At 73.7% G+C, this 17,247-nt stretch carries 12 protein-coding genes; 9 read left to right on the top strand and 3 right to left on the bottom strand.

The window, feature by feature from the left end; all coding sequences use genetic code 11:
• Window positions 1-10 precede the first annotated feature (10 nt).
• From AC1C2V_RS06090 to AC1C2V_RS06080, 3 genes are all read left to right on the top strand, one after another.
• The gene (locus AC1C2V_RS06090; protein ID WP_495388687.1) at window positions 11-1,678 is read left to right on the top strand and encodes an NADH-quinone oxidoreductase subunit M; all 1,668 of its coding nucleotides are present in this window, start codon (window positions 11-13) and stop codon (window positions 1,676-1,678) included.
• Window positions 1,675-3,507, top strand: a complete 1,833-nt coding sequence (gene nuoN, locus AC1C2V_RS06085; RefSeq protein ID WP_495388686.1) for an NADH-quinone oxidoreductase subunit NuoN — start codon at window positions 1,675-1,677, stop codon at window positions 3,505-3,507. Before AC1C2V_RS06090 ends, nuoN begins: the two co-directional genes overlap by 4 nt.
• A gap of 144 nt (window positions 3,508-3,651) precedes the next feature.
• Window positions 3,652-4,086: a DUF7144 family membrane protein gene (locus AC1C2V_RS06080; protein WP_495388685.1), complete on the top strand. Its 435-nt coding sequence runs from the start codon at window positions 3,652-3,654 to the stop codon at window positions 4,084-4,086.
• A gap of 91 nt (window positions 4,087-4,177) precedes the next feature.
• On the opposite strand, the gene AC1C2V_RS06075 is transcribed toward AC1C2V_RS06080, so the two are convergent.
• On the bottom strand, window positions 4,178-4,672 hold the full coding sequence (locus AC1C2V_RS06075; protein ID WP_495388684.1) for a hypothetical protein: 495 nt from the start codon (window positions 4,670-4,672) through the stop codon (window positions 4,178-4,180).
• Window positions 4,673-4,709: 37 nt separating this feature from the next.
• Between AC1C2V_RS06075 and AC1C2V_RS06070 the strand changes: the two genes are divergently transcribed.
• Both AC1C2V_RS06070 and AC1C2V_RS06065 read left to right on the top strand, forming a co-directional pair.
• Entirely contained in the window at window positions 4,710-5,336 is a 627-nt protein-coding gene (locus AC1C2V_RS06070) for a TetR/AcrR family transcriptional regulator (RefSeq protein ID WP_495388683.1), read from the top strand.
• 178 nt (window positions 5,337-5,514) lie between these two features.
• A complete protein-coding gene (locus AC1C2V_RS06065) occupies window positions 5,515-6,459 on the top strand; it encodes a polyprenyl synthetase family protein (protein ID WP_495389128.1) in 945 nt (314 codons plus the stop codon).
• 46 nt (window positions 6,460-6,505) lie between these two features.
• On the opposite strand, the gene AC1C2V_RS06060 is transcribed toward AC1C2V_RS06065, so the two are convergent.
• Window positions 6,506-7,084: a prepilin peptidase gene (locus tag AC1C2V_RS06060; protein ID WP_495388682.1), complete on the bottom strand. Its 579-nt coding sequence runs from the start codon at window positions 7,082-7,084 to the stop codon at window positions 6,506-6,508.
• 69 nt (window positions 7,085-7,153) lie between these two features.
• Window positions 7,154-8,029, bottom strand: coding sequence for a UbiA family prenyltransferase (locus AC1C2V_RS06055; protein ID WP_495388681.1), 876 nt, complete (start codon window positions 8,027-8,029; stop codon window positions 7,154-7,156).
• A gap of 148 nt (window positions 8,030-8,177) precedes the next feature.
• Between AC1C2V_RS06055 and AC1C2V_RS06050 the strand changes: the two genes are divergently transcribed.
• The 4 genes from AC1C2V_RS06050 to AC1C2V_RS06035 all read left to right on the top strand — a co-directional run bounded on the left by AC1C2V_RS06050 (window position 8,178) and on the right by AC1C2V_RS06035 (window position 17,087).
• Entirely contained in the window at window positions 8,178-9,317 is a 1,140-nt protein-coding gene (locus AC1C2V_RS06050; RefSeq protein WP_495388680.1) for a type III polyketide synthase, read from the top strand.
• Window positions 9,314-9,862 carry an isoprenylcysteine carboxyl methyltransferase family protein gene (locus tag AC1C2V_RS06045; RefSeq protein WP_495388679.1) on the top strand — a complete coding sequence of 183 codons (549 nt, stop codon included), beginning with the start codon at window positions 9,314-9,316 and terminating at the stop codon, window positions 9,860-9,862. Before AC1C2V_RS06050 ends, AC1C2V_RS06045 begins: the two co-directional genes overlap by 4 nt.
• On the top strand, window positions 9,859-10,884 hold the full coding sequence (locus tag AC1C2V_RS06040; RefSeq protein WP_495388678.1) for an NAD(P)/FAD-dependent oxidoreductase: 1,026 nt from the start codon (window positions 9,859-9,861) through the stop codon (window positions 10,882-10,884). Before AC1C2V_RS06045 ends, AC1C2V_RS06040 begins: the two co-directional genes overlap by 4 nt.
• A 212-nt stretch (window positions 10,885-11,096) precedes the next feature.
• Complete coding sequence (locus AC1C2V_RS06035) at window positions 11,097-17,087, top strand: Ig-like domain-containing protein (RefSeq protein ID WP_495388677.1); 5,991 nt, start codon at window positions 11,097-11,099, stop codon at window positions 17,085-17,087.
• The last annotated feature ends 160 nt before the right edge of the window (window positions 17,088-17,247 follow it).

The raw sequence follows: 17,247 nt of genomic DNA, 5'->3' as shown, positions 1-17,247 counted from the left end.
AGGGATGACGATGTCCACAGGGTTCCCCTGGCTCACGGTCCTCATCGTGTGGCCACTGGTGGCCGCGGCGGCGACGGCGCTCACCGGGGTCGGCCGCGGCCGGCCCGCCGCCGGCCCGATCACGGGCGGGCGGTTCGGCGCGGGCGCGGCGCGCACGGTCGCGCTGGTCGGCGCGCTGGTCGAGGTCGTGCTGCTGGTCGGCGCGTTCGCCGCCTTCGACACGGGTGCGGCGGGCACCCACCAGCTCGCCGAGACGCACGACTGGATCCCGGCGCTCGGCGCCAGCTACGCCCTCGGCGTCGACGGCGTGGGCCTGCTGCTGGTGGCGCTCTCGGTGGGCCTCGTGCCCCTGGTGATCCTCGCGGCCTGGCGCGAGCAGGGCGGCGACCACGTGCGGCTGCGGCGCTACCTCGCCTGCGTCCTCGTGCTCCAGGCGTTCATGGTGGCCGTCTTCGCGGCCCGCGACGTGTTCCTGTTCTACGTGGTGTTCGAGGCCATGCTGATCCCGGCGTACTTCCTCATCGGCGGGTTCGGCCAGGGGCCGCAGCGCCGGTACGCGGCGGTGAAGTTCCTGCTCTTCTCGCTCGCGGGCGGGCTGATCATGCTCGTGGGTGTCATCGCGCTCTACCTGCAGGTGCCGGTCGCCGACCGGGGCCCGCAGACCTTCCTCACCGAGAACCTCACCGGCATCGCGCTCGACCCGACGGCCGAGAAGCTGATGTTCTGCGCCTTCTTCCTGGCGTTCGCGATCAAGGCGCCGATGTTCCCCGTGCACACCTGGCTGCCGGACGTCGCGCAGAACGCCACACCCGGCACGTCGACCCTGCTCATCTGCGTGCTGGACAAGGTGGGCACCTTCGGGATGCTCACCCTGTGCCTGCCGCTGTTCCCGGAGGCCAGCCGGTGGGCGGCGCCGGTCGTGATCGTGCTGGCGGTGGTCTCGATCCTCTACGGCGCGATCCTCGCGATCGGCCAGCGCGACGTGCTGCGCCTGATCGGCTACACGTCGGTGTCGCACTTCGGCTTCATCATCCTGGGCATCTTCACCTTCACCTCGCTCGGCACCGCGGGCTCCGGCCTGATGATGCTCAACCACGGCATCTCCACGGGGGCGCTGTTCCTGATCGCCGGGTTCGCGATCGCGCGGCACCCGAGGCAGAGCCAGCTGATCGGCGACTACGGCGGGCTGCGCCGGGTCGCGCCGATCCTGGGAGGCACCTTCCTCGTCGCGGGCCTGTCCGCGGCGTCCCTGCCCGGCCTGGCGACCTTCGTCTCCGAGATCATGGTGTTCCTCGGCTCGTACGCGCGGTGGCCCGCGGCGGTGCTCGTGGCCGTGCCCGCGGTCGTCCTGGCCGCCGTGTACGTGCTGCTCACCTACCAGCGCATGTTCACCGGCGCCACCACACCGGACCTCGCGGACGCCCGCGACCTCGACGGCCGCGAGAAGACCGTCGCCGGCGTGCTCGTCGGCGCGCTGCTGGTCCTCGGCCTCGTGCCCGGCCCGGTGCTCGACTACGTGCGCGCGCCAGGGGAGAACGCCGTCGAGCTCGTCGGCGAGACCGACCCGCCGCCGGTGGTTGGGCCCGTCGAAACCCGGGCGATGGTCTCGACCCTTCGACAGGCTCAGGACGACGCACGCTCGACCGACGGAAGCATCACCGAGGGGAGCCTGCTGTGACCGAGTTCGTCGCCCCGCCCATCGACTGGGCGGCCGTCTCTCCGGTGCTGATCGTGCTGGCCGCGGGCGTGCTGGGGGTGCTGCTCGAGGCCTTCGTGCCTGCCCGGGCGCGCCGCGCCACGCAGATCACGCTCACCTTCGCGGCGCTCGCGGGCTCCCTCGTCGCGGTGGGGCTGCTGTGGGACCGCGTGCAGGACGGCGCGGTGTCCGTGGTCGGCGGCTCGTACCTGCTGACGCCGTTCGGGCTCGGCGTGCAGGCCGTGGTCGCGATCTGCGCGCTGCTGGGCGTGCTGGTCGTCGCGGAGCGCACCACCACCGGGCAGGACGCGTTCGCCCCGTCCGCCGCCGCGGTGCCAGGCACCGCCTATGAGGACGAGACCCGCCGGGCCGGGCTGGAGCAGACCGAGGTCTACCCGCTGCTGCTCTTCGCCACCGGCGGCATGCTCCTGTTCCCCGCCACGGACGACCTCATCGTCATGTTCGTGGCGCTCGAGGTGCTGTCGCTGCCGCTGTACGTGCTCTGCGCGACGGCGCGACGCCGGCGGCTGCTCAGCCAGGAAGCGGCGTTCAAGTACTTCGTGCTGGGCGCCTTCGCGTCGGCCCTGTTCGTCTTCGGCATCGCGCTGGTCTACGGGTTCGCGGGCACGGTGCGGCTGGAGGGCGTGGTCGCGGTGCTGGCCGACCCGTCGGTCTCGCCGCTGGGCAGCATGCCGTCGCTGGTCGTGGTCGGGCTGCTGCTGGTGCTGAGCGGACTGCTGTTCAAGGTCGGCGCCGCGCCGTTCCACGCCTGGACCCCCGACGTGTACCAGGGCGCGCCCACGCCCGTCACGGGCTTCATGGCGGCCTGCACCAAGGCGGCCGCGATCGGTGCGCTGGTCCGCGTGGTGTTCACGCTGGCGAACGGGCTGAACCCCGAGATCCGGCACGACGTCGAGGTCGCGCTGTGGGCCGTCGCGATCCTCACGATGCTGATCGGCACCGTCGCCGGTGCCGTGCAGACCGACATCAAGCGCATGCTCGCCTACTCCTCGATCGCGCACGCCGGGTTCCTGGTGGTCGGGCTCGTCGGGATGGACGAGGTCGGCTCGCAGGCCGTGCTGTTCTACCTGCTCGCGTACGGCCTGGCCACGGTCGGCGCGTTCGCGGTGGTCACCCTGGTGCGCGAGCGCACGGTCTCGCCGGTCGAGCCTGTCGAGACGCGGGCCTCGACCCATCGACAGGCTCAGGACGGCGCAGGCTCGACCGGCGAGGTGCCCGACGACGGCGTCGTGCTCGGCGAGGCCACCCGGCTGGCGCAGTGGGCCGGGCTGGGGCGGCGCGCCCCGTGGCTCACCGCCGCCTTCTCGCTGTTCCTGCTGTCCATGGCGGGCATCCCGCTCACGGCCGGGTTCGTCGCCAAGTTCGGGGTCTTCTCCGCCGCGGTCGAGGCGGGGGCGTGGCCGCTCGCGCTGCTCGGCGTGCTCGCCTCCGCGGTGGCGGTCTTCTTCTACGTGCGCGTCATCGTGCTCATGGTGCTCACGCCGCCTGCCGACGCCGCGGAGGAGACCGCGCCGTCGGGCCCCGCGTCGTCCGGCTCCGCGTCCGGTTCCGCGTCCGGCTCGGCGGAGGCAGGTGCTGACCCGACGTCCGCGGCGGCCGGCTCCGGCACGGCCACGCTCACCGGTGCCGCGACGCGGACGCTCGTGTCCCGCACGGTCGTGACGGTGGTCGGGTCTCGGGGCCCGGCAGCGTTCGCGATCGCCGTGTGCGCGGTGGGTGTGCTGCTGCTCGGGATCCTCCCCGCGGGGGCGCTGGACCTCGCCGGTCAGGCGGTGCAGTTCCGCCCGTGAGGGCGGGTCCTCACGGTGACGGCTTCACGCGATCAGGGTGATTCGGCGCGGGGCGCGCGGCGGTATTGATGGAGACCGGCGCGTCCGCACCCGTCGCCCGGACCGGGCGGTCGGCCCTCGCGCGCCGTGACGGAAGGATCGGACATGACTCAGCAACCCGCAGCGAGCCCCCGGGCCGACGTCCCGGTGGAGTCGCGCAGCTCCTGGGCGACCGGCTTCATCGTGTTCGCCGCCGTGATGATGATCCTGGCCGGAGGGTTCCAGATCATCGCCGGGCTCGTCGCCCTCTTCCAGGACGACCTCTACCTCGAGACGCCCAACTACGTGCTGCAGTTCGACACCACCACGTGGGGGTGGATCCACCTCGTCCTCGGCGTGCTCGTCCTGCTCGCGGGCTTCGCCGTCCTCACCGGCAAGATGTGGGGTCGCGCCGTCGGTGTGGTCCTGGCCGCCCTCAGCGCCCTGGCGAACTTCGTCTTCATCCCGTACTACCCGCTGTGGTCCATGGTGGTCATCGCCCTGGACGTGTTCGTCATCTGGGCACTCACCGCGCACGGACGCGACGTCGTCGTCAGGTGACGACGAGCGGTCATCGCGCTCACGGTCCTGGTCAGCGTCGACCTCCAGGGTTCACTGCCGGACCACTGGCGAACAGGTTCCCCGCCTCAGCTCACCACGAGGGGTTGCGTGCCACGAGCGTGCCGACGACGTCGGCGCCGCGCCGGTGCGCGCGCCACAGGGTGACGGCGGACTCGCCGAGGAGGCTCAGCCCGATGCTGAGCGTGATCGGCCGCGCCTCCTCGTGCATGCCCGCGGCCGCCCCGAGGAGGCCGAGCCCGGCGCTCGCGGCGAGCGAGACCACCCACACGACGAGCGTGCGCCAGGTGTAACGCTGCACGAGGGCGTGGGGCGGCCCGGTGAGGCGGGTCGTCGTGGCGCGCACGGCTCCCGACGCGACACCGACCACCCCGGTGATCGTGAGCCACAGGACGTCGACGGACGCCAGCTCGATCTCGACGAGGGTGCGACCGCCCAGGAACAGGAGGATCGCGGGGGCGACGACGGCGTCCTTGGGGTCGAGCGGCTCGCCGCGGAACCTGCGCACGACGACCACCACCACGGCCACGACGACGATCACGGGCCACCAGTTTTCTAGCATGCTCATGCTAAATAAAGTAGCAGGCTTGTGCTAGAAAGGCAGGATGCCGAAGATCGTCGACGCCGACCGCCGCCGCTCCGACGTCGTCGACGCCCTGTTCCGCGTGGTGCGGCGGTCCGGGCTGGACGGCGCGTCGCTGCGGAACGTCGCCGACGAGGCGGGCCTCGCAGTGGGCTCGGTGCGGCACTACTTCGACACCCACGACGCGCTGGTCGCGTTCGCGCTCGACGCGATGGTCGACCGCGTCTCGCAGCGGCTGCTCGCGCGGGTGGGCGCGTTCCTGCCGGCCCTGGAGCGGGGGGAGCTGGACGGGTCCGCCGCGCGGGGGGCCGTCGTCGATGTCCTCGCGGAGCTCCTGCCGCTCGACGACGCACGGCGCGACGAGGCCGCCGTGTGGCTGGCGTTCTCCGACGCCGCGCGTACCCGGCCGCCGCTGCGCGACAGGTCGGCGGCCGCGGCGGCGGGCACGTCAGAGCTCGTGCGGCGCGTCCTCGAGGGGGCAGGCGCTCGCGGTGTGCTGCGCGCCGACCTCGACGTCGAGCTGGAGGAGCACCGGCTGTCCGCTCTGCTCGACGGGCTGACGATGCGCGGCGTCCTGCACCCGGAGCTCCTCACCCCCGCGACGGCGCGGCGAGTGCTGGTGCACCACCTCGACGAGCTACGGGCGTGAGCGACCTGACGCGTCCGGAGCCGCTCTCGGTTCAGTGTTCGGTGCCCCGGCCGGATAGGTTCGGACAGTGACCCGCGCACCCTCGCCGACCTTCAGGTCGGCGCCCACGCAGCCTTCGCCGCCGTCGACGGCGATCCCGCTGTCCGACCCCGCGCTCGCCGAGCGGCTCGCGGAGCGGATGGTGCACGTCGACGCCGCGCTCGACGACGCCGTGACCTCGGCAGATGCCCTGGCCGACGACGCCTCGCGGCATCTGGTCGCCGCCGGGGGCAAGCGGTTCCGGCCGCTGATGACGCTGCTCGCGGGCGAGCTGGGCGACGGGACGCGGGCGGAGCTGATCGACGCCGCCGTCGTCGTGGAGCTCACGCAGGTCGCGTCGCTGTACCACGACGACGTGATGGATTCGGCGCCCGTGCGCCGCGGTGCGCCCGCCGCCCACATCGTGTGGGGCAACTCCGTCGCGATCCTCGTGGGCGACGTGCTGTTCGCGCGGGCGTCGGCGCTCGTGGCCGGGCTGGGCACGGAGGCCGTGGTGCTGCAGTCGCGCACGTTCGAGCGCATGTGCCTGGGCCAGCTGCACGAGACGCTCGGCCCGCGGGACGGCGACGACCCCGTGGAGCACTACCTCCAGGTGCTCAGCGACAAGACCGCCTCCCTGCTCGCGACGTCGACGCGCCTCGGGGCGATGCTCGCCGGCTGCGACGCGGCCGTGGTCGAGGCCGTGGCCGCGTACGGCGAGAAGGTGGGCGTCGCGTTCCAGCTCGCCGACGACGTGCTCGACATCGCCTCCACCGGGACCGAGTCCGGCAAGACGACCGGCACCGACCTGCGGGAGCACGTGCCGACGATGCCGGTGCTGCTGCTGCGCCAGCGGCTCGCCCGCGGGGAGGGCACCGCTCAGGACGCCGCGCTCGTCGACCGGCTCGACGGCGACCTCACGGGCGACGACGCGCTCGCCGCCGTCGTCGCCGACCTGCGCGCGCACGACGTGCTCGCCGAGACCCGCGCCCTCGCCGTCCGCTGGGCGCAGGAGGCCGCCGCCGAGCTCGCGCCGCTGCCCGAAGGCCCCGTGAAGCAGGCGTTCGGCGACTTCGCCGGCCTGCTGGCCGACCGGACGGTATAGGGAGACCGTCGGGCGTCGTCAGCTGGGCAGGATCAGCCGGGCAGGATCAGCCGGGCAGGAGCCGGGCGACGGTGAGGGCGATCCCGGCACCCGCGAGCATGTAGGGGCCGAACGCGAGCGCGGTGGTGCGCGACGCGCGCCGGGTGACGAGCAGGACCACGGCGACGAGGCCACCGAGCAGGAACGGCAGCAGCGCGGTCGCCCAGAGCACCGGCCAGCCGTACCAGGCGGTGACCAGGCCGAGCAGGACGGCGAGCTTCACGTCGCCGCGACCGAGCCCGGACGGGCTGACCAGGTGCAGCAGCAGGTAGGCGCCGCCGAGGACGAGCGCGCCGAGCAGCGCGCGGCCCGCGGTGCCCCACGACCTCTGGGCCAGGGCGGCGACCGCCAGCAGGACGGCGACCACGGCGGTGGTCGGGTACGTGAGGGCGTTCGGCAGGCGATGGGTGCGGGCGTCGACCACGAACAGGGCGGCCGCCGCGACCGCGGCGACGACGAGGGCCGGAGTGGACCAGCCGGGCCCGCTCGCCCAGATGGCCCAGACGGCCGCGGCGGAGCCGCCCCAGGCGACGGAGCGGCGGTACGGCGCGACCTCGCCGCGGGCGCGCTGGAGGATCGTGGGCACGTCCCGGATGCTATGCGCAGGCGTGCCGGCCCGCGGGCCGTGGTCCACAGCCGCAGCTCGCCGGCGGGCTCAGCGCGGGACGGCCACGGCGTCGGCCGCCAGCACGAGCTGCACGACGCACACCGCCGCGACCGCCATGCTCAGCGCGAACGGAGCGCGGCTGCGTGGCCGCGCCAGGCCCACGCCGCCGGCGGCGACGGCCAGCGCGACGGCACCCGCCGTCAGCCCTGCCATCAGCCCCGCGGACGCCGGCGCGGACGGGCCGGACGGGCCAGACAGGCCGGACGGGCCGAGGAGGATCACCACGCTCCCGGCCCCCAGCACCACGGGAGCCAGCACGCTCGACGCCCGGCGGCCCAGGCGGTGGGGCAGGCCGCGGATGCCGGTGGCGCGGTCGTCCTCGAGGTCGGGCAGCACGTTGGCGACGTGCGCGCCGACGCCGAGCAGCGCGGCCGCGGCGACGGTCCAGCCCGCGACGACCCGCCCGTCGTCGGCCGCCGCGACGACGAACGCCGGCAGCAGGCCGAACGAGACCGCATAGGGCAGCCACGACACGGGCGTCGCCTTGAGCCAGGCGTTGTACGACCAGGCGCTCGCGACGGCGGCGAGGTGCAGCAGGCCCGGCACGACCCCGGTCGCGAGGGACAGCACGACGCACACGCCGAGCGCGCCGAGGGCGGCCGTCCGCAGCATCCTGGGCGTGATGGCGCCGGTCACGGTCGGCTTGTCCGCGCGCCCCACGCGCCGGTCGCGCCCTGCGTCCAACCAGTCGTTGCTCCACCCCACGGAGAGCTGCCCGGCCGCGACCGCCGCTGTGACGAGCACGGCTCGGCCCGCCGGGAGCCCGACGCCGACGGCGAACACCAGCGCCAGCACCGTGACGACCGCCGCGGGGGCGGCGTGCGTCGCGACCAGCATCCCGCGCACCCGTGCGTCGTCGCCCATGCCAGGCAACCTACGCCGACACAGCGAGTGCCGAACAGGCGGTTGCTGTCGAAATGACCCCGCATTCACCCCGCAATACGGCGTCAACCGCCTGTTCGGCAGGGTGGCGCCCGCGCGGGGGAGCTCCCGCGGTGCCACGATGCGAAGCATGTCGCGCGTCCTCGCCGTCGCACCCGTCCTGCCAGGCCCGGCGCTTCCGCAAGGGCGGATCGCCGACGTCATCGCGCCCCTGCTCGCGGCCGGCCCGCGGCGCGAGCTGACGCGCAGGCTGCACGCGGCCTCCGGGGTGCGCACGCGGCACCTCGCGCTCCCGCTCGACGACTACGCCCACCTCGCGGGGTTCGCGGACGCCAACGCGCACTTCGCGACCCAGGGAACGGAGCTCGCCGAGCGTGCCTGCCGGGCGGCGCTCGCCGCGGCGGAGGTGGTGCCCGAGGACGTCGACCTCCTCTTCTTCACGTCCGTGACGGGCATCGGGGCGCCGTCGATCGACGCGGTGCTGGTGGGTCGCCTCGGCCTGCGGGCCGACGTGCGTCGGGTCCCGTCGTTCGGGCTCGGCTGCGCGGGCGGGGCCGCCGGTCTGGGGCACCTGCACGAGCACCTCGTCGGGCACCCGGACGGCGTCGCGCTGCTCGTCTCGGTCGAGCTGTGTTCGCTCACGTTCCAGCGGGACGACGACTCGACGGCGAACCTGGTCTCCTCCGGCCTGTTCGGCGACGGGGCGAGCGCCGTGGTCGTCGCCGGGGACGACGTCGCGCCCCCGGTGGGCCGGTCCGCGCCGCAGGTGGTGGGCACGCGCAGCCACCTGTACCCGGGCACGGCGCGGCACCTGGGGTGGGATGTGCGGGACACGGGGTTCGGCATCGTCCTGTCGCCCGAGCTGCCGCGGCTGCTGCGCGCCCACCTCGCCGGTGACGTCAAGGACCTGCTCGCGAGCCACGGGCTCGAGCCGGACGACGTCGGCACGTGGGTGGTGCACGCCGGTGGCCCGAAGATCGTCGACGCCGTCCGCGACGCGCTGGGCCTGCCCGAGGACGCCGTCGCCCGCTCCCGCGCGACCCTCGCCGCCGAGGGCAACCTGTCGTCGTCGTCGGTGCTCCACGTGCTCGCCGCGACGCTCGACGACGGCGCGCCGCCTCCCGGCGGGTGGGCGGTGCTCATGGCCTTCGGGCCGGGCGTCGCCGTCGAGCTGGTGCTGCTGCGGGGCACGCATAGGGGCATGCAAGGCGGCGTGCATGGCGGCATGCACGGGGGCACGCACGGGGGCATGGACGGGGGCGCGGCATGAGCGTGGCGCTCTACGTGGCCCTTGTGCTCGCGACGGGCCTGGAGCGGGTGGCCGAGCTGGTGGTCTCGACGCGCCACGCCCGCTGGTCGTTCGCGCGCGGTGGCGTCGAGTCGGGGCGCGGGCACTTCCCGGCGATGGTCGCGCTGCACACGGGGTTGCTCGTGGCGTGCGTGGTGGAGGTGGTCGCGGCGGACCGGCCGTTCCTGCCGTGGCTCGGATGGCCGATGCTCGCGCTCGTGCTCGCGAGCCAGGCGCTGCGCTGGTGGTGCATCGCCACGCTGGGCGAGCAGTGGAACACGCGCGTCATCGTGGTGCCGGGCCTGTCGCTGGTGCGCCGCGGGCCCTACCGGTGGATCCGGCACCCCAACTACGTGGCCGTCGTCGTGGAGGGCATCGCGCTGCCGCTGGTGCACACGGCCTGGATCACCGCGCTCGCGTTCACGGCGTTGAACGCGTGGCTGCTGCTCGGCTTCCGCATCCCCGCGGAGGAGCGCGCGCTCCGGCTCGCCGACGGCGCCCCCGCGGCCCCGTTGCGACGCCCGTGACGCCCGACGCCGACGTCCTCGTGGTGGGCGGCGGGCCGGTGGGGCTGGCCGCGGCGATCGAGGCGCGGCGCGCGGGCCTCGACGTCGTCGTCCTGGAGCCGCGCGGCGCGCCGATCGACAAGGCCTGCGGCGAGGGCCTCCTGCCCGGCGCGCTGGCGGCGGTGCGCCGCCTCGGCGTCGACCCGCCGGGGCACCCGCTGGCCGGGATCTCGTACCGCCAGGGCGACGTCGTGGCGGACCACCGGTTCGCCCGCGGGCCCGGCCGGGGCGTGCGCCGCACCACGCTGCACGCCGGCCTGCACGACGCCGCGCTGGCGGCCGGGGCGGTCCTGCTGCCTCGCCGCGCGTCGGCGGTCGAGCAGGACGACGAGCAGGTGGTCGCCGGCGGCGTGCGCGCGAGATGGCTCCTGGCCTGCGACGGGCTGCACTCCCGGGTGCGCAGGGAGCTCGGGCTGGAGCGGGGAAGCCGCGACCGACGAACGCGCCGGTTCGGGCTCCGCCGGCACTACCGGGTCGCCCCCTGGACCGACCTGGTCGAGGTGCACTGGGGCCCCCGCGTCGAGGCCTACGTGACCCCGGTGGCGGACGACCTCGTCGGCGTGGCGCTGCTGGGCCCGGCCGGCGCGGACTTCGACGCCGAGCTCGCGACGCTGCCCCGCCTGGCCGAGCGGCTCGCGGGGGCCGCGGCGGACGGCCCGGTGCGCGGGGCCGGGCCGCTGCGGGTGCGCTCCGCGGCCCGCACGGCCGGCCGGGTGCGGCTGGTGGGCGACGCGTCCGGCTACGTCGACGCCCTGACGGGCGAGGGGCTGCGGGTGGGGCTCGCGCAGGCGCGCGCCGCCGTCGAGCACCTGGACGACGCGGCCGCGTACGAGCGGGCGTGGGCGCGCGCGACGCGGGACTACCGGGTGCTGACGACCGGGCTCGTCGCGGCCGCGGCGTCCCCGCTGCGACGGCGGGTGGTCCCGGCCGCCGGCCGCGCTCCGCGCCTGTACGGGGCGGTCGTGGAGCGCCTCGCCCGCTGACGGAGGGGGCAGTCACCGTGCCGACGGGATGCCGACGGGATGCCGACGGGATGCCGACGGGTACCTCTCCCCATGACCCGAGGGGAGAAACCCTTGCCTCGGGCGGGTGTCGTCTCGGTATCCTGTCCGGGCGACCGACGGGGGCCGACGCAGCCCCGTGAGCAGCAGCGCTGCATGTCTCGTCGGTCGAACGAATCGAACTCGGGGGAGTCTTGGGCCTGTTCTCGCGCCTGCGCACCGACCGCCGCACGACCGTCTCGACGACGGTCGTGCTCGCGCTGTCCGCGGGGGTGGTCACCGCAGCCGTGCTCTATGACGGCGAGGCGACGGCCGACGTGGACCTCAACGACTCGGGCGTCTGGGTCACGAAGCAGTCGGCGGGGCTGGTCGGGCGCTTCAACACGGAGGCGAAGGCGCTCGACGGCACGCTGCTCGCGGGCAGCTCCGCGTTCGACGTCGACCAACAGGCCGGCCAGGTGCTCGTCGCGGACGACGGTAGCAGCGGGGCCAGCATGGTCGACGTCGCGCGCCTGAAGTTCGCGTCCACGACCAAGCTGCCGGCCGGCGCCGAGGTCTCCATGGGCGGCGACCGCGTCGCGGTGGTCGACGACGAGACGGGCTCCCTGTGGGTCACGACGGTGGAGAAGCTGCAGGGCCTCGACACGGAGAAGGTCGACCCGACGGCGGAGCTCGACGGGGCCGCGCAGGCGGTGGTGTCGCAGGGCGGCACCACGTACGCCGTCGTCCCCGGCCGGGACGTGCTGTGGACCGTGGAGCCGGGCTCCGAGCCCGAGACGTCCGAGCTGGGTGGGTTCCTCAAGGAGGGCGCCGACGTCGTGCTCACGACCGTCGGCGACGACGTCGTGCTCCTCGACCGCACGAGCGCGAAGCTGCGGCTGCCGGGCGGGGACGTCGTGGACGTCGCCGACGCCCAGGGTGCCCGGCTCCAGCAGCCGGGCGAGTCGAGCGACGCGGTCGCGTACGCGACGTCGTCGGCGCTGGTGCGCCAGCCCCTCGGCGGCGGGACGGCGGTGGAGCGGGAGGCGTCCGGGTCGCCTGCGGCGCCGGTGCAGCTCGGCGACTGCCTCTACGCGGCGTGGTCGGGCACGGGCCAGATCGTGCGCGACTGCGAGGGCACCGACCACGACGTGGACGAGACCCTCGAGGGCATCGACCAGACGACCAAGCTCGAGTACCGGCAGAACCGCAACAACGTGGTGCTCAACGACCTCACGGCCGGCACGCTGTGGATGGCCCTCGACGAGTACGAGAAGGTCGACGACTGGGACGTCCAGCTCCCGGAGCAGACCGAGGGTTCCGACGAGGACGCCGAGGATGCCAAGCCGGAGCTGGTGGACCAGACGGTGCTGGACCGCGAGAAGCAGGACCCGCCGGAGGCGAAGGACGACAAGTTCGGCGTCCGGCCGGGCCGCGCGACGGTGCTCGACGTGCTGGCGAACGACCTGGACCCGGACGGCGACGTCATCACCGCGTCGCTCGACGGCGACCAGCCGTCGCCGGTGCGGATCGAGCGGGTGCTGGGCGGCAAGGCGCTGCAGGCCGTCGTGCCCGCGGACGCCACGGGCTCCGTGACGTTCACGTACGACGTGTCGGACGGCCGCGGCGGCCACGACAAGGCCAAGGTCGACGTGCGGATTGCGCCGCCCGACGAGGAGAACCAGACCCCCGTGCAGTCCGGCGAGCCCGTGCTGCGGTTGGAGCAGGGCAAGAGCGCCCAGACCAGGGTGCTGCCCTACTTCAACGACCCGGACGGGGACGACGTCTACCTCGCGACGGCGGCGGCCACGGTGCAGGGCGACGAGGTGCGCGCCTACCCCGACGGCACGATCGAGTTCCGCGACGGAGGGTCCGCCACGGGGCGCAAGAAGGTCACGCTCACCGTCGGGGACGGCCAGGGCGAGGTCGTCGAGGGCACCCTGTGGGTCCAGGTCCTGGGCGACGGCCCGGAACCGCCGGTCGCGGTGGGGGACCACGTGGTCGTGACGGCGGGGCAGCCGATCACGGTCGAGCCGCTGGAGAACGACACCGACCCGAACGGCGACGACCTGCGCCTGGCCAACGTGGCCGAGGCCGCGCCCGCGGAGATCACGCCCAACCTCGACGCGGGCACCTTCACGTTCCTGGCGCAGGAGCCGAAGTCCTACGACGTGCTGTACCAGGTGACCGACGGGCCGAACGTGACCACGGGCGTGGTGCGGGTCGACGTGCAGGACCCGGAGGACGCGAAGGGAGCCCCGATCGCGGTGGCGGACACCGCGATGCTGCCGGCCGGCGGGTCGACCCTCGTGGACGCGCTCGCGAACGACACCGACCCCACGGGCGGCGTGCTCGTGGTGCAGTCGGTCAAGGTGCCCGACGACGCGGGCGTGAGCGTGGCCGTGCTGGGTCACCAGATGCTGCGCATCACCGAGACGCGCCGGCTGTCCGAGCCGATCGTGCTCGAGTACACCGTCTCGAACGGCAACGACACGTCGGTGGGCGAGGTGCGCGTGCTCCCGGTGCCGCCGCCGGACCGGCTGCAGCCGCCGAACGCCGCCCCGGACGAGGTCACGGTGCGCGTGGGCGACTACGTGAACATCGACGTGCTCGGCAACGACACGCACCCGGACGGGCTCGAGCTGACCCTGGACGAGGAGCTGGAGCAGTCCGTCGACCGCGAGCAGGGCGAGGTCTTCATCTCCGAGGACCGGCTGCGGTTCCGCGCCGGCTCGGAGCAGGGCACCGCGTACGCGATCTACAAGGTGCGCGACCCGAACGGGCAGGAGGACTCGGCCCAGGTGACGATCCACATCCGCGGCGGCAAGGAGAACGCCGCCCCCGTGCCGCACGACGTCGACGCCCGCGTCCTGTCTGGCGGTACCACCCGCATCCCGGTCCCGCTCGACGGCATCGACCCCGACGGCGACTCGGTGCAGCTCACGGGCCTGGCCACCGGGCCGGGGCAGGGGCGCGCCGAGGTCGTGGACGGGTACATCGACTACGAGGCGGCGGAGAGCTCCCGCGGCGTCGACTCCTTCCGGTACTCGGTCCAGGACGCCCGCGGCGAGGTCGCCACCGGGATCGTGCGGGTGGGCATCGCGCAGCCGCCGGAGACGAACCAGCCGCCGGTCGCCGCGGACGACGAGGTGACGGTGCGGCCCGACCGCCGGGTGTCGATCCCGGCCCTGCTCAACGACTCGGACCCCGACGGCGACCAGATCGGGCTCGTGCCCGGCTCGCTCGAGGGGGACGACGACCTCGACGCGAAGGTGGCGGAGGACCGGGTGGTGGTCCAGACCCCGGGCGACGAGGGCACCTACACGTTCTTCTACGCCATCGAGGACACGTTCGCGGCGCGCGCCTCCGCCTCGGTGAGCGTGACCGTGGCCGCGGACGCCCCGCTGCAGCGCCCGATCGCGCGCGACGACTCCGTGCCCGTCGCGGACCTGCTGGGCAAGACGTCGGTGACGGTCCCCGTGCTCGACAACGACGAGGACCCGGACGGTGCGGCCGACGATCTCACGGTCGAGACGTCGTCCGACACCGTGGTGGTGTCCCCGGAGGGGGAGGTCGAGGTGACCCTGACCGAGAACCGGCAGGTCATCACCTACACCGTGACGGACGTGGACGGGCTGGAAGCCAAGGCCTTCCTCGTGGTGCCGGGCCTCACCTCCATCGAACCGATCCTCAAGCCCGGCCAGGCACCGCTCGAGGTGCTGTCCGGGGAGTCGCTCGACGTCGACATCACCGACCACGTGCTGGTGGTCGAGGGCCGCACCCCGCGGCTGACGACCGAGGACCAGGTCACGGCGCTCGAGGGCGACGTCCAGGTCACCGGCGAGACGACCATGACCTACACGCCGCGCGGGGACTACGTCGGCCCCGCCGCCGTGACGTTCGAGGTCACCGACGGCGAGAGCCCGGACGACCCCGAGGGCCACAAGGCCGTGCTGACGCTGCCCGTCACGGTGCTGCCGCCGGACAACCTGCCGCCCGAGCCGGGCTCGCCGTCCGGCAAGGTCGCGGCGGGGGAGGAGAGCGTCGTCGACCTGGGGCGGTTCGCCACGGACCCCGACGAGGACGACCTGCGCTACGAGCTGGGCAGCCTGCCCGAGGGGGTCGGCGCCACGATCTCCGGCTCGAAGGTCGTGCTCGAGGCGTCGCCCGACGTGCCGAAGGGCACGATGCTCACCGTGCCGTTCACGGTCACGGACGACGAGCACCCGCCGGTCGACGGCGAGATGAAGGTCGAGGTCGTCGCCTCGACCCGCCCGCTCGCCCGTGCGGTGGACGACGTCGTCGACGACGCGCACCAGGGCGAGGCGGTGTCCGTGCCGGTGCTGGCCAACGACTCCAACCCGTTCGAGGACCGCGGGCCGCTCGAGCTCGTCGGCGACGCGGTCGTCGAGACGGGCCAGGGCGGCACCACGGTGGACGGCGACAAGGTCGTGGTCACGCCGGAGGCCGACTTCGTCGGCACGATGGTGGTGCGGTACACGATCCAGGACGCGACGCAGGATCCCGACCGCCAGGTCGAGGGCCGCATCACCGTCAACGTGCTGGGCGCGCCCGAGGCGCCGGTGACCCCGGTCGTCGAGGAGGTCCGCTCCGAGACGGTGGTGCTGTCGTGGACGCCGCCGTCCAACAACGGCGCGGAGATCACGGGGTACACCGTGACCTCCAGCCAGGGCGACACCTTCGACTGCAACACCACGACGTGCACCCTCAAGCCCCTCACCAACAACGTGACCTACACGTTCACCGTCGAGGCGATCAACGAGGTCGGCCCGTCGGAGAAGTCCCCGCCGTCGGCCGAGGCCCGGCCGGACGAGAAGCCCGACCCGCCGACGGCCCCGACCCTCGAGTTCGGCGACGGTGAGCTGACGGTGACGTGGAAGAACGCGTCCTACTCGGACCGGTCGGCCATCGAGTCGGTGAACCTCGAGATCTCGCCCGCGCCGGGCAACGGCGAGGTGCAGAAGGTCGGCGTCACGGGCAACCGCGTCGTGTGGGAGGGCCTGACCAACGGCGCGGCCTACAAGGTGCGGGTGCAGGCGATCAACCAGGCGCCCGACCCGTCGGAGTGGGGTGAGTGGTCGGCGAGCGAGATCCCGGCCGGCCCGCCGGCCGCGCCCGCGGCGCCGACTGCGTCCCGCGTCGACACCGCCCTGGGCGGCCAGGTGAACGTCTCGTGGACCCCGCCGGCATCCAACGGCGACGAGGTGAAGACGTACGACGTCGACGTCTTCAAGGGCGGCTCCTTGGTGGACACCCGCACGGCCACGAAGTCCTCGACGGTCATCGAGGGGCTGGACACCAAGTCGAGCTACTCGTTCGCCGTCCGGGGCGAGAACAAGGCCGGCGAGGGGAAGACCAGCCCGAAGTCGAACGCGGTGACCCCGTTCGGCACACCGGGCAAGCCGGGCAGCCCGTCCGCCAAGGTCAACGGCACGAGCGGCCAGGCGGACGTGAGCTGGGGCGCGGCCGACGACAACGGCAACGCCGTCATCTATACCGTCGCGAACGACAAGGGCGGCTCGACCACGGCCACCGGGACGTCGACGGCGTACGGCGGCCTGGCGAACGGGACGGCGTACAAGTTCCGGGTCCAGGCGTGCAACGCGGCGGGCTGCTCCGGCTGGACGTCGTACTCCGGCGCGGTCACGCCCTACGGCCCGGTGCCCGCGCCCAGCGTGACCGCGACCGGGCAGAGCAACGCCGTGAAGTTCGTCTGGTCGACGAAGAGCAACGGTCGGGACATCTCGGTGAAGGTGACGGGAGCGATCACAAAGTCGGCGGGCAGCGGGAACGAGTCGGTCTCCGCCAACCCCGGCGAGAACAAGCAGATCTGCGTGACGGCATCGGACACCGCGGGGCAGTCGAAGCAGACGTGCGACAGCGCGGCGGCGCTCGCCGCCAAGGCGTGGGTGACGCGTGGTTCGCAGAAGAACGTGGCCACCTGTGACACCTCGGACTGTCACCAGTTCAACGTGCACGTGGAGAACTTTAAGAAGGGCTCGCACAAGGTGGAGTGCTGGGGCGACGGGTCGAACGGCTGGGAGCCCGTGCTGAACGACGGCTCCGTGTACACCAAGAGCTTCGGCGGGACGACGTCGGTGGAGCTGCCCTGCGTCTTCGGCTATCCCGGCAAGGACGTGGCGGTCAAGATCGACGGCAAGATGTACGAGAAGCACACGTGGTGACCCACCGCTCGGGATCGGCGTGCTCGTTCTGAGTCCCGTCGGGCATGGGTACCTCTCCCCATGCCCGACGGGCGGGAATCGTTGCCCCGGACGGGCGAACTCTGGCTATCCTGTGCTGGCGATGCGCGGGCCCGACGACGGGCCTCGGCCGGCCGTCGCC

It is taken from the genome of Isoptericola sp. Y541, from assembly GCF_059445465.1.
This window is presented reverse-complemented; position numbering and strand designations above follow the sequence as displayed.